We start from the raw sequence: 13,594 nt of genomic DNA, 5'->3' as shown, positions 1-13,594 counted from the left end.
GATTGCAGTTTGGATGCGGCGTTTCGGCGCGGCAGACGGCATTTAATTGTATTGCGGACGAATGATTGCGGTATAATAACACAAAGAGGATTATGCCGCATAAACACTGGGGTTTTGCTGATTTTGTCCAAGAATTAGATTCGAGACCCGGGCATAATTCGACTTTAATATGCCCGAAAGGAGGAGCCAATTTATAGGCAGCCGAGCAAAACATATTTAATACCTGTCACACAGAAAAGCCGAATGAGCATGGAAACTCATTCGGCTTTTCCTATTTCACGAGGAGGATGAGGATGAAAAAACAAGGTGTACTGATTTATGATGATGTGATCGGACGGATGGACATTCGCTTCGGGCCGCTGGATTACTACGGCGGCCTTCACTGCGGAGAACGGCTGGAGGTGCTGCTTGACGGAAAATGGATCCCGACGAGAATCGAACTCGGCGAGTTCTGGTATCTCAAAGGCGTGAAGCGGATCAAGCTGAACGGACGGATTGTAAGAATTGAAGACTGATACTATGTGACGACGGAAAGGTCGTTTTTTTATTATTCCAAGGAAGGAGGCGCTGATGTTGAAATGCTTGATGAAGTATGAATGGGTAAAACTGCGAAGAGATCCCCTGCCGGCCGGCAAAGGCATTAAGTCTGATGCTCGCAAGCCTTGGCGTCCTGATTGGTGCGATCCTTTATTCCCGCAAGAAAAAGCTTCTTGCAGACTGAAAAGGGAGGCAAGGAAATGAAAGCAAAACTGACAAAAGGCATTCTCCTGATCCTGTCGCTGCTTTGCATTCTCTGCGTTCCGGTCACACCGGTCTATGCGGCGCAGCAAGGTACAGACGGCAGCGAGCTGCAGGGTGGTAAAAGCAGAACAACTGGAGATCCAGCTTGGCGCATCATGGTCGGGCGTAGAGTTCCAGCTCAAGACGGACGCCGGGGTTTACCCCGGCGCCGTCAAGGTTGAGCCGGATGGCGTGCTCCGCCTTGAGATCGGCGGCAGCTCCCAGTACATTCTGACCTGTATGAATTCCTCAACTTCGATTCCGGAACCGGAGGATACGGCGGACTCAACAGACCGGACGCAAGCTCCTGCCGCAACAGAGCAAAACTCTGCGCCAAATGAGAAAGCCGCATCCGGCATCCCGACGCTGCATATCATCCTCTTTGCAGGAGGTATGGTCATTGCAATCGGCACGCTGATCGTCATGCAGATTCTCAGGAAAAAGCGTGAAAATGAGGCGCCGGATGACGAGGAAGACGAGGAAGACGAGGAATAATCCCCCAGACTGAGTCTGACAGAGAAAAGCGGGAAATTTGCGGTATTTTTCGCAAAATTCGGCGCGAAAACGCTGATAAACCTTGACTTTTCGGCACTTCTCTGCTGTACTATAAAATATAACAGGAGCTTGCGTTCAGGCTCTCGATACGTCTATGGTATGGCGTCAGACTTCGCCTCGGGAAGAGGCAAGGAATCGTTACGGATTTGCGCACTGAGCAAGTCCACAACAACGCAGGCAATTGAATATGATAGCCGGAAGGCTGCTTGAATCCATACAGTGATCATTTGTGCTGTATGTTTTAATGCAGTTCTTCCGGCTTTTTGTTTTTCTCGGAGGTAATATTGAACGATGAATAAAAAGAAGAAAAGAAAGGAGTTTGATCGGGGCATGCGGTGCCCCTACTGCGGCAGTCCTGTTGTGTACAGAAGTGCAGACGGGATCTACCGCGACAATTCCAGTGGGACCATGCTTTATGTGTGTTCCCGCTATCCCGAATGCGACTCGTATGTCCGCGTCCATACCGGCACGAATATTCCGGTCGGCAGTATGGCCAATCACGAGCTGCGTACATTGCGCCGCACAGCGCACCATTGTTTTGACCAGCTTTATGAATCCGGTTATATGAGTAAGCAGGACGCATATCAGTGGCTGGTCGACCTGATTATGCACTCGGTGATAATGCTGAAAATTCCTATGATGCGAGGTATTGGGCGAAACCATTTGCGGCATTGCTTGAAGGATATCGTAGCGAAAGTATGTACTAAATGAAAAGAGTGTAAAATCACAAAGCAACTTTACTCACCGGCAGATGATATTTCTATGCTGTGGCAACATTTTTTCGGGATTTTTAGTGAGCAAAAATTAGGCACTGTTCAACCCATTCCGGCTGTTGTTATATAACAATATTACATACCGATTCACAAAAGAGATATTAAGAGGTCGAAACCAATAAGACCGAAACTAAAAAATCCAAAAGCTGCCGATACACTTCTACTTGAACAGGAGATCAAATGAGGGGCTAATAAGAGTTACTGATTGTCATGCCCGTGCCTTATTTCCCCACTCCACGAAAAGAAAAAATGCAAGGAAATTAAATTCATCGCTTTATAAAACATTGCGTTTTTGCAAGAAATATGATATTATTTTCTTAAACAGCCAAGACCGACTGTTCCTATTTTCGGAGTAAATCCTGTTTGAATCGAGGCTGACGGTATGGATATAAGCTATAAAAAACTCTGGAAAATGCTGATCGACAGGGATATGAAAAAGAAAGACCTTGAAAAGGCTGCGGGCATCAGCAACTATGTCGTTTCCAAAATGACCAGGAATGAAAATATCACGGTTGAAACCGTGGGCAAAATCTGCAAAGCACTGAACTGTACGCCGAATGACATGATGGAATTTGTGTTCAACAGTGAGATTTGATGATGTCTTTGTATACTGCCTTTGGTAAATGCACATTTGGAATCGCCCTGCCGAAAAACACATAAAATCGCCAAGGGACCGATCCTTGTCTGCGAGAGAGAAAGCGAGAGATTCACCCAATGAAACGGAAAACGAAACAGTTGCTCCCGATGATCCTTGTTTTTACGATCATTGCGGCGGCTTATTCTTGCAGGTTGCTTGCCATGTTCGACATCGGCGGTGTTTGTGTGAGCTATATCCGTGCGGCGCTTTATCTGTTGCTGTTTTCCCTGTGGGGCTTTTCCATCGACCTCCGTATTATACAGAAGCAGGCACTGCACTGCTTGCGCCTGACAGCGGCACTTATGCTTGTGTGGCTTGTTTTGCGTACGCTGAAATATGAAGTTGTTACTAGTTTGACAGTAGCACGGTACATTTGGTATCTTTACTATCTGCCAATGCTTTTCATCCCGTTGCTTGGGGTGTACATTGCTCTATCTCTCGGAAAGTCGGAGGAATTTCGCCTGACCGGAAGGATCGGCGCTTTGGCCGTCATTCCGGCTGTGCTGTTTTTGCTGGTGATCACCAACGACCTGCATCAACAGGCATTTGCTTTCAGCAGCGGCGTGCCGGGAGGACCGGACAATTATTCCTATTCCCACGGCCCCGTTTACTTCTGCTGCCTCGGCTGGATGGTGATCTGTATGCTTTTTTCGCTTATCCTCCTTTTGAAGAAAAGCCGCGTCCCGAGCAGCCCCAAAAAGAAGCTTGCACCGTTTGTTATAGGCTGCGCAACGGTTCTGTATGGGATTTTGTATCTGTCGGGGCTGCCGGCTGTACGCTGGTGGTTCGGCGATATGAATGTGATGTTTTGCCTGTTATATGCAGCAATTTATGAAAGCTGTATACGATGCCGGATGATACAGTCCAATACAGGCTATGTCGAACTGTTCGAGGCAACGACGTTGGCAGCATGTGTTGCGGACCGTAACGGAGAGATCGTTCTCCGTTCCCGGACTGCAGATGAAGATATGGTTTGCCCGAAGGACGGACTTCAGATCATCCGTCCCGACGGAATACGCATTTCTTCGGCACCGATCAGCGGAGGATATGCCGTCTGGCAGGATAATGTGCGCCCGCTGACCGAACTTCGCGAAAAATTAAGCGAAAACAAGACCAAAATAAAAAACAACAAAGAGAAATTGCTGGAAGCTTATCTCATACAGAAAAAGCTGAATGAGTTGACCGAAAAAAACCGCATTTATGACGAATTGGAAACAAAGTACGGAAAGCAGATTGCCAGGATCGGGCAACTGCTGAAACAATGCGAGGGTGCAGAGCCTGTCGAAATACAAAACCTGCTGAAAAGAATTCTTCTGCTTGGCACTTACATCAAGCGCGGCGCCAATCTGTATTTTCTCAGCCTGGAATATAAGTTTCTGCCGCAGCAGGAGCTCCGGCTGACTGTAGACGAGGCGGTGAGGGTCATGACCGTTTGCGGCACAGAGTGCAGTGCGGCCTATCATACAACAAAACCGATGCTTTTGTCAGAGGTGGTGCGTTTGTTCGATCTTTTGAAGATCGTCGCGGAAGCAGCGATAAATGAGTTGCATTCTTTGTTTATTTCCGTATCCGACAGTGAGATGGTTCTTTCGGTGGAGTGTGCCGCGGATCTGTCTTTCCTCGTTTCTTCGAATGTAACCGTTAAACAGGAGGACGGATTGTGGCTTATTCGCACGCTGATAGGAGGAGTGAACGGTGCATAGAATGAAACGCTTAGGTTTTAATGCCATCAAAGAGAGCTTTGACCGACTTCCCACTGCCGCATGTTTTTTTGATAGCACGGGTAGTATCGTCCTCTGCAACCGGCAGATGTATCAGTTGAGCAGACAGCTGCTTGACAGCGATATGCAGTATTTAGGCGAGGTGGAGGAAGCACTGTCTGCTCTTCCAAATGGCATTGTACAGATTCCGGATGTAGAGAATACTTATCGGTTTCCGGACAAAAAGGTATGGAGATTTGAAAAAACTGAGGTCACCGATCGATATGGGGAGAGCTATATACAGCTCACCGCCGCCGATGTTACCGAGCTGCAGCGCGCCTTGGTGCAGCTTACCGACGACAGCAGAAAACTGGAGGAGGATTCGGAGAAATTGAAGCAGCTTTCCGATAATGTCGGGACATTAGCGCGGGAAAAGGAGCGACTTGACGCAAAATATTCCATGCACGACAACCTTGCCGCCTGCATTACACTTACGAAACAGTACATAACAGGAGAATTTGATGGTATTGATGCGGATATTGTGTGCCGTGAATGGGAGAAAGTCATTCCCTTTCGGGATGCAATCGGTCTGTCGGCAAAGGAAAAGCTGCTTGACAGTGCAAAGACGAGTGGCGTGACCGTGAGGATAAGAGGCGAAGACCTGATGGATGGTGAGGCGGAGCTGATGTACACCGCCGTGCAGGTCTGTTTAACCAACGCTATTCAGCATGCCAATGCGACCGAGATTTCTGTGAATATTTGGAAAAACGAATGCAGCTATACAGTCATGATACGCAATAACGGAAAACCGCCGGAGAAAAAGATTACAGAGGGCGGTGGCCTTACCAATCTGCGCCACAGGATAGAAAATTCGGGCGGAAAGATGACAGTACAGAGCTTACCGGAGTTTTCTTTGGCGATTGAGATGCCGAAACATGGAAATTCGGGAGGGAACCCATGGCTATAAGGAAAATATTGATTGTTGAAGATCAGGCACTGGCGAGAACATATCTGTGCTCCTGCGTGGAGAAGTGCACAGATTGCGAGGTTGCGGGTACGCTGACACGTGCTGATGCGGCGCTTTGCCGCTGCGGCGAGGGTCACATCGATCTGATTCTCATGGATATATGCACCGAAAGTGACTCGGACGGTCTGGCTGCTGCCGAATCGATTAAGAAGTTCTATCCCAGGATAAAGATCGTTATGGTGACATCTATGCTGGAGGGACGATTTCTTGATCGGGCAAAAAAGATCGGCGCCGACAGCTTCTGGTATAAGGATTCCCCTTCAGGTGACCTTGTGGGAGTAATTGATGGCACTCTTTCCGGCAAGCACTTCTGGCCGGACAGTGTACCGACTGTCCGGCTCGGCAATACGCTTTCCTGTGAACTGTCCGACCGCGAGATGGAGACCCTGCGCCTGCTCTGTGAGGGGAAAACCAACACCGAGATTGCCGAAAAACTGAATGTGGCCGAATCCTCGGTACGGACCTACATTAACCGCATGCTGGAAAAAACAGGATATGCAAACCGCAATCGCCTGATGATTGCAGCCGTCGGCAAACGCATGGTGGTACCCGGATGCTGGTATGAAGAACACAAAGAGACTTAATATATATGTAACAAACGATATAGTTATATGTGTTCGCGCAAAGCCGCCCGGCTTATAAAAAGCAGGGCGGATTTGCTGTTGTCTGAAGTAAAAATGGTTATGAGTTCACAATTTGTTTACAATTCAAGCTGCATTTGTCCTCGATTTTGAGGACAGACAGCGCCTTTTCTTCTTGATATAATAATGCCGGAAAGTAAGATGAAGCAAATTCATCGGATATATCATGAAGAAAAAGGGGGTATGGTTCGATGAAAAAAATTGTGGTCGATATGCAGAATTTTCTGTTCGGCGATTCCATAGCGGCTGCTTTCAAGAATTCGAACTATGATATCGACGTGATTCGTGCGGAGACCCCGCAAGATACTGTCGAACTGTGCCGCGTGTACAAACCGTTTGTCCTTGTAATGGAAGTTACCGCCTATACGCCTTGGCTACTCTGTGAAAGGATGAAGCTTCGGGACGAGGTAAAGGCGACGTGCCCCGACTGCAAGATAGCCCTCATCGTGGATTCCAACACCGAAAAACAGGCGGCGAAGGATATACGCGATGCGAAGAAAAACGGTATCATCGACCAGTTTTTTTATGGCTCTATGACCGCCGAATATTTGATGGATCAGATTTATGCGATGTGATCAGTCACGAAGGAAGAGGGGTGAAATACAGTGAAAAAACGAAAAGGACTTCGTTTTCTGTTGGCTGTAATGATGCTTCTTTTAATGGTACCCTTTTCAGCAGCGGCCGCTATGATCTCATCCTGAATCACGGCAACGATGACCCGCGGATACGCTTCAACCTCAACTGTCAGGAGGTGAAGGGTGGGCAGACGGTAAGGGATCTGCTGGCAGGCTTGGGCTATGAGATGTCTGCGGATATCCTGTATATGCCTGAGTGGATGCAAAAGCTGAAGGATGCAGGAAGAATTAAATTCTTTTTCTTCGCCCGCCTTCGTAATCCGGTTCTGGCCGAGGGCTATGAAGCCGCCTATTTGCATGATTTTTATGTGGACCGCGCCGGAAAACACCGTGTGGATTTCTACTGGGTCTGCAAGTCGGCGGCCGATCCGGACAACGATAACTTCAGATTTACGGGTCTACTGAAGGATTATCGGATCATAGATGCGGAAGTCCTTTATCAGACGCGTATCGTCTTTGATGTGCGGATGAACGAATCGGTCAGCGGCAAACGCTACATATGGAATGTAAAACTTCAGCAGGCGGGCGGCGAATTTACCGAAGCAACCAGCGCCGCCCACAAGATTTCCATGCATCCGGATACATTGGCGAAATGCTATCACAATCCGACATGGGATGGGATCCCCTCCGAGTGGGAGTATAATTCCGTTTCGGATGCGTATACTATAGCACTTCTATATAAGACCACGGCACGGATACGAATTTGGCTCGGCGGTTGCGACGGCAGACGACGGAGTTACTCTGAATGTGCAGCATACAAAGGTTACAGGAAGATCAATCTCCAATGGTTCTCCCCAAAGTCTCGTTATCGACCTTGTGGCAATGCGAAGGCTGACCGATGTACGCGGTACGCTCAAAAACTTCCGCTACGGCGCCGACTCCGTTTTTACGGAGATCGTATCGAATGAGCCGAAAAAGGATACCTTCCAAGATCCGCTGGTATACGATTCCGGCTATGGCGAATATGGCGCAGAGGCAGGTTATATTGACGATCAAGGTATGTATTATATCTACTTCGATGTAAAGCCCGGTTTTGGCTATTATCTCCCCGAGAACGCTTCGGTAAAGGTGATACGGCCCGCGGGCTACGGCAACAGAACAGTCCACGATGCGCTTGCATACAGCACGGTCTATAAGGGGGCGATTGGTTCGACTACACACCGATAGAAGACCAGAAATACCGGACTGAACGCGGATTAGAGGCAACCAGCGGGATGAAGGAATACGGGACCAATATCCGCATACAGGAGCCTGTGGCGGGAGACCGTCCCGCTGTCTATGCCAGCTATGATAAACCGACAAGCCTGCCGCAAAATATGAAGGTAATGTCGATGCAATGGCTGGGCCCCGACCACAAACCAATGGGGATATATGACAAATTTGAGATCGGAAAAGAGTATACCCTCAATCTTCGGATCGGATTTGAGGGCGGCGAAGAAAAGGGTCAGGTATACTCGAAAAATTGGGAAGAGTCCAAGGTGAGCGGTAAGAGTGTAACCGCATGGATGCTAGACGTGGACTTTACAGACGGGCCTGTCTGGGAGATGTATCACTCCTATAAAGGTGGTTGACCCCAGCGCCGTCGGGACGCTCAGCGGCACGGTGAAGAGCTATAATTCCGCCACCGACCCGGTGACGGTGCAGCTGTTTAGGAGCGGCTCCTCTGCGGCGGCGTACAGTACCACCGCAAATGGAAATTCCGACAGCTATACTATTTCCGGCGTCACTCCCGGCACCTACACCATGAAGGTGTCGAAGAAAAATCATGTCACCCGTGAGTATTCAGTGACAGTGACCTCCGGCACGAAGACTCAAAACGCGGAGATTCATCTGCTGGGGGATGTCAACGGCGACGGAAAGATATCTACGGCGGACGTTAACAAAATAAATTCTCACGCCAAAAAAGTAAATCTTCTTGGGTAAAAATTCTGTCTTAATGCTGAGACTTCCGCTCTGTGATCATACGCGCGGATACCGGAACTTGAAAAATAAATCGGAGAGATATCTCCCCGTCAATATCGACTGAAAGTTGCCGATATATATCCGGCAATTCAATTGATACGACAGATATCAGTCAGGTTCAGCGGGTATTGTTCGGAATAATTTTGAAAGAGGAGAGGATCGCGTATGAAGAAAGTATTTTGTCTGTTTTTTACAGCAGTATTACTTGCCTGCTCTTTATGCGGATGCGTGGTATTGCCCGAAAAAAAGACCTCATACCCTGATGGAAGTCAGATTCCCGGCAGTAGCTCCGTCAAGCAACCGAAGAACACAAATGCGGAAGACGTTGCTTTAAAGACGCTACAGCAGAAGATAAATTATCATAGCAAGGGCGCGGGCGTCGCTTTTATCGGCTATGTGGACAGCCAAAGCACCGAAGCGGAGCTGCGCAGTTATATTACTGACGGCAAAGTCGGAAAAACTTATCCTTTTATTTTGAACGCACCGATGTTTTTGACCGAGGGACAGGAGCTTTACGCAATCGTGCCGCCCTGTGACAAAGGCAGAATCACCGTGTATGCCTCAGATATAACCGAAGACGGTCAATATACCGACGATCGGACTTCCCCTTTGTATGAGGGAAAAAATGGCGAGCCGCTATTGCTGCGGTGCAACCTTAGCGAAATATACTCCAATGTGCTGGTTACCGCTACTGACGGTGGTGGCGCCATCGACTTCCGCCCGTCGCTGTCTATGGAAAACGGGCACCTGCAGGAGATCGCAGGGGTGTACGATTTCTCAATATACGAGGAAACACCCGACGAGCGTTCGGTTCAAATTGCAACAGAAATTCTTCTTGAAGCCGACGAGGTAAAGAACGCTGTCGAAAGCGGAATGAAGATTATATATACCGGGGATACGCAGATGATCGAGGGCCGTCCCTGCCTGCTGTTTGCCTTGGGAACCGACAGCGAGGAGCAGTTTGTCAGAGAGCATTATTACGGCGTATGCGACAATCTCATTTATGTCTATGATGCAGTGAGCGATACATGGGCGGTTCTCGGGAGGGAGTAAGATAAAAGGAGAAAAAATGCGCAATTCAAAACGAAGCGGCAGTTATTTCCCTTGTCTCTTCATAAATATGCTGATGAATATTGAAGGACTGCTGCCGGCTGTGATTTTATTGGTTTTGCATTTTTGGCTGAAAATATCGGTGTGGTGGTCGGTCGGGGCATTTATCGCGTGGATTTTATATTTGATGATGTGGATGGCCTTTATCGGCTGGGCAGGTAAATGCGGCTCGGCGTACGATTTGCCGAAAGAAAACAAAAATCCATATTCCGTAGGGAGTATGGAAAATAAACGATAATCTGCCGGCTTCGGTCGGGGAATATACAGATCATTCTTACAAATTGGAAAGGAGCAATTATCATGGGACTTATTAAAGCGGGAATCGGTGCGTTGGGAGGCACGCTTGCGGATCAATGGAAAGAATTTTTCTATTGTGAATCCATGCCGAAAGAGGTGCTTGTCACAAAAGGGCAAAAGCGTATTACCGGCCGTTCTTCCAATACGAGAGGAAACGACAATATTATTACAAACGGCTCCGGTATTGCGGTGGCAGACGGACAGTGCATGATCATTGTGGAACAGGGCAAGGTTGTGGAAATTTGCGCCGAACCCGGTGAATTTACATATGATACCTCTACCGAGCCGTCTATTTTCTCCGGCAATCTCGGCGAGAGCATCAAAGAGACGTTTCGGACGATCGGCAAACGCTTTACTTACGGCGGCGACACCGGCAAAGATCAGCGGGTCTACTATTTCAACACAAAGGAACTGATTGATAACAAATTCGGAACGCCGAATCCCATTCCGTTCCGTGTGGTCGACAGCAAAATCGGCCTGGATGTGGATGTTTCGGTGCGCTGCTCCGGCGTGTATTCTTATCGGATCGCCGACCCGCTGCTGTTCTATACCAATGTATGCGGCAATGTGGAGCAGGAATATACACGGGATGAACTGGACAGTCAGCTCAAAACCGAGTTTATCAGCGCACTGCAGCCGGCGTTTGGCAAACTTTCCGATTTGGAGATGCGCCCGAATCAGATCGTCAGCCATAATACGGAGCTGGAAGAAGCGATGAATACGGCGCTTTCCGCAAAATGGGGAGAACTGCGCGGACTCAAAGTCGTCAGTATTGCCCTAGGCTCTGTCACGCTTCCGCCGGAAGATGCGGAGATGATCAAGCAGGCGCAGCGCATGGCCATCATGCGGGATCCTACCATGGCGGCGGCTACGCTGGTGGGCGCACAGGCCGATGCGATGAAAGCGGCGGCTTCCAATGAAGCGGGCGCGATGACCGGCTTTATGGGTATGGGTATGGCGATGAACGCAGGCGGCGGTATGAACGCACAGAACCTGTTTGCTATGGGGCAGCAGCAACAGCAGCAGGCGCAGCCCAGTGCCCCGGCGGCAGCTCCTGCAGCGGACAGTTGGAAATGTGCCTGCGGAGCAACCGTCACGGGTAAGTTCTGCCCGGAGTGTGGTGCCAAAAAGCCGGAACCCGTGCAGGCGGGCGCATGGAAATGCAAGTGTGGCGCTACGGCTACCGGAAAATTCTGTCCCGAGTGCGGCAGCCCGAAGCCCGCGGACGAAGGCGGCTGGACCTGCTCCTGCGGCACGGTGAACAAGGGCAAGTTCTGCCAGAACTGCGGTGCCAAGAAACCCGAGGGCGCACCACTCTACCGTTGCGATAAATGCGGCTGGGAGCCGGAGGATCCGACTAATCCGCCGAAGTTCTGTCCCGAATGCGGAGATATATTCGACGATAACGATAAAAAATAAAACTGCCGCTTAGAGGGAACCGTATTAACGGAAGTGTTATTTCGGTTAGGTATGAACGGCTTAAGCAAAAAAGCCGTTCATACCGCCGAAAGGTTTTTGCGCAGCAGGATAAGTTTCCCTGCCGGCGAAACGACAAAGAATTTTTCGTATGATTTGTTAAGGAGTGGTTTTATATTTGCTTGCAAAAGGAGATCCTGTTATGAGTAAAAGAAATAAAGACATTAAAATGACCATATTTATCATGGTCGCCGGCATCTGCTTGATGGTTGCGGGTGTAATCGGAATTGTTACAAGCAGAATCGACAGCAGGGAATATAAAAGCTCAACCGATATACGGAAAATTTCCGCTGTCATTGTTGACTTTTCAACCCAAGACGATAAGGATGATTCCGGTGATGTTCGTTATACAACATATAAATTTAAAGTTTCATATGTTATTGACGGAAAAACCTATAAGGGAAAATATGAAGAACGTGTCTGGTCGAGCAGCTACGCAAGAAAATACACCTATGATAAATTGAGAAAAGGCGACACAATAGATGTCGAGGTTTATAAAACCTCAAAAGGCGATTACAAGCTTTCTCCTGAGGGAAATCCCGTTGATTTTCTGCTCTATTGTGCGGCAATCCCCGTCGGTTTGTTCTTTGTTGTTATAATGATATGCGACATTGTAAAAGACAACCGAAAAAAGAAAAGCGAAAACGAAATGATCAGCAAGGAATAAATCAGAGGTGCTTTTATGAATTTATCAGTAGCACTGATTATTGCGGCTTCCTTTGCGATATTATGTACATTCTATATCGGTAAAAGAATACTTACCATAGATTTTTCGGAATACAGTTCCAAAAACTCTAAAAAAGCTAAACTGGAAAGACTGCTTGCGAAAAAGGACACTCCCCTTCAGGATTCAAAAATCCGAAGAGATATAAAAAAAGCCTTTGAAAAAATTCTGATACCGCTGGGGAATGCGGATCAAGACCTTCTTCCGGCAAGAATGGATATGGCATTCCGAAAAAAAATCGTCAGTCAAATCAACAGACTTAATAGGAATAAGCTTTGCCGCAAAATTTACGTTACGGATGTTGTTCCCGTTCCTAAAAATGACTTTGAAACATGGAGCGATGACGGCAGAGAATGGCGGGAATCTGTTTTAATGTGCAGCACGCTTGAGCGTTTTGCGTCAACCGAAGACAACATAGTTCAGAGTGAGATATACCGTAAGAATTCATATCTCAGAATACTTCAGTCAAGACACGTTCGCCGCACCGATCAAAAAGAAAATAAGAAAAGCTATTATAACGATATGTTAAGAATAACCTGCCCGTCCTGCGGTGCAAGCGTCAAGCTTGACAGTCAGCAGGTTACCTGTGAATACTGCGGCGCCGTTATTAAAAACGAGTTTTACGATTGGCAGACTGAAGCGTTTGAGATTTATGAATCTATCAGTACAAACCTGAAAAGATTTTTACAGCTTCTTGTGTCCGGCTCCATACTTTTCTTATGTGTCTTTCTGTGCTTATATTTAATCGAGGACACCGAGATTTCCCTTGCGGCCGGCGTTGGTGCAGCGGTTCTGGCTTTCGGAGGAATCATCACGCCGATTATCTGCGGGAGAATCAAGCAAGAAAAGCTTGCCGGAAAAATCGTAAGATATTCCGAGAATTTTCTCAGAGCCTGCTTAAACGAACACTTTTGGGAGAATGAAAACGACGAAGACCTGCTTGATTTCAGCGTTGGTACGATTAAGCTTTTAAAAGTTGCCCACACAGAAGAAACAACAACCGTTACGGCTGACATTTTCGGAACAAAAACCTTTCTTCCCGAAAATCAAAAGCCGTATACAAAAAAATTTAAAAAGAGATTGATCATGCAAAGGGCAAGATATCCCGAAAGACGAAAAGCGGACGGCGAATTCTTTACCGAAAAGGATTGCCCGTCCTGCGGCGCCAATTTTATGCCTGATGAAAACCACTGTTGTTCGTTCTGCGGGTTTGGCTTACAGGTCAACAATGCAAAATGGATTGTACAAAAAAACAAATAATAAACGGAGGATCACAT

General features: G+C 47.9%; 16 protein-coding genes. All 16 read left to right on the top strand.

Annotated features, from left to right (window positions below):
• Positions 1 to 293: 293 nt before the first annotated feature.
• Positions 294 to 515 (top strand): DUF5348 domain-containing protein, encoded by a 222-nt coding sequence (locus IAG03_RS05340; RefSeq protein ID WP_249318817.1) that lies wholly within the window; start codon positions 294 to 296, stop codon positions 513 to 515.
• Between the two features lie 340 nt (positions 516 to 855).
• Positions 856 to 1,275: a hypothetical protein gene (locus IAG03_RS05335; RefSeq protein WP_249318816.1), complete on the top strand. Its 420-nt coding sequence runs from the start codon at positions 856 to 858 to the stop codon at positions 1,273 to 1,275.
• A gap of 351 nt (positions 1,276 to 1,626) precedes the next feature.
• Entirely contained in the window at positions 1,627 to 2,046 is a 420-nt protein-coding gene (locus IAG03_RS05330; RefSeq protein WP_249318815.1) for a zinc-finger-containing protein, read from the top strand.
• A 444-nt stretch (positions 2,047 to 2,490) separates the two neighbouring features.
• Positions 2,491 to 2,703, top strand: coding sequence for a helix-turn-helix domain-containing protein (locus IAG03_RS05325; RefSeq protein WP_249318814.1), 213 nt, complete (start codon positions 2,491 to 2,493; stop codon positions 2,701 to 2,703).
• A gap of 119 nt (positions 2,704 to 2,822) precedes the next feature.
• A complete protein-coding gene (locus IAG03_RS05320; RefSeq protein ID WP_249318813.1) occupies positions 2,823 to 4,448 on the top strand; it encodes a histidine kinase N-terminal 7TM domain-containing protein in 1,626 nt (541 codons plus the stop codon).
• A gap of 1 nt (position 4,449) precedes the next feature.
• Entirely contained in the window at positions 4,450 to 5,412 is a 963-nt protein-coding gene (locus tag IAG03_RS05315) for a sensor histidine kinase (RefSeq protein WP_249318812.1), read from the top strand.
• Positions 5,403 to 6,056: a response regulator transcription factor gene (locus tag IAG03_RS05310; RefSeq protein WP_249318811.1), complete on the top strand. Its 654-nt coding sequence runs from the start codon at positions 5,403 to 5,405 to the stop codon at positions 6,054 to 6,056. The genes IAG03_RS05315 and IAG03_RS05310 overlap by 10 nt, the downstream gene beginning before the upstream one ends.
• Before the next feature lie 248 nt (positions 6,057 to 6,304).
• A complete protein-coding gene (locus tag IAG03_RS05305; RefSeq protein ID WP_249318810.1) occupies positions 6,305 to 6,688 on the top strand; it encodes a hypothetical protein in 384 nt (127 codons plus the stop codon).
• Between the two features lie 20 nt (positions 6,689 to 6,708).
• Positions 6,709 to 7,656: a hypothetical protein gene (locus IAG03_RS05300; RefSeq protein WP_249318809.1), complete on the top strand. Its 948-nt coding sequence runs from the start codon at positions 6,709 to 6,711 to the stop codon at positions 7,654 to 7,656.
• A gap of 306 nt (positions 7,657 to 7,962) precedes the next feature.
• Positions 7,963 to 8,319, top strand: a complete 357-nt coding sequence (locus tag IAG03_RS05295) for a hypothetical protein (RefSeq protein WP_249318808.1) — start codon at positions 7,963 to 7,965, stop codon at positions 8,317 to 8,319.
• A gap of 31 nt (positions 8,320 to 8,350) precedes the next feature.
• Positions 8,351 to 8,671, top strand: coding sequence for a hypothetical protein (locus IAG03_RS05290; RefSeq protein WP_249318807.1), 321 nt, complete (start codon positions 8,351 to 8,353; stop codon positions 8,669 to 8,671).
• 204 nt (positions 8,672 to 8,875) lie between these two features.
• A complete protein-coding gene (locus IAG03_RS05285; RefSeq protein WP_249318806.1) occupies positions 8,876 to 9,763 on the top strand; it encodes a hypothetical protein in 888 nt (295 codons plus the stop codon).
• A 16-nt stretch (positions 9,764 to 9,779) separates the two neighbouring features.
• A complete protein-coding gene (locus IAG03_RS05280; protein WP_249318805.1) occupies positions 9,780 to 10,058 on the top strand; it encodes a hypothetical protein in 279 nt (92 codons plus the stop codon).
• Positions 10,059 to 10,120: 62 nt separating this feature from the next.
• Positions 10,121 to 11,536: an SPFH domain-containing protein gene (locus tag IAG03_RS05275; RefSeq protein ID WP_249318804.1), complete on the top strand. Its 1,416-nt coding sequence runs from the start codon at positions 10,121 to 10,123 to the stop codon at positions 11,534 to 11,536.
• 199 nt (positions 11,537 to 11,735) lie between these two features.
• Positions 11,736 to 12,260 carry a DUF3592 domain-containing protein gene (locus IAG03_RS05270; protein WP_249318803.1) on the top strand — a complete coding sequence of 175 codons (525 nt, stop codon included), beginning with the start codon at positions 11,736 to 11,738 and terminating at the stop codon, positions 12,258 to 12,260.
• Between the two features lie 579 nt (positions 12,261 to 12,839).
• A complete protein-coding gene (locus tag IAG03_RS05265) occupies positions 12,840 to 13,577 on the top strand; it encodes a zinc ribbon domain-containing protein (protein WP_249318802.1) in 738 nt (245 codons plus the stop codon).
• The last annotated feature ends 17 nt before the right edge of the window (positions 13,578 to 13,594 follow it).

The organism is Yeguia hominis (assembly GCF_014384705.1).
Classification (GTDB): Bacteria; Bacillota; Clostridia; order Oscillospirales; family Acutalibacteraceae; genus Yeguia; species Yeguia hominis.
This window is presented reverse-complemented; position numbering and strand designations above follow the sequence as displayed.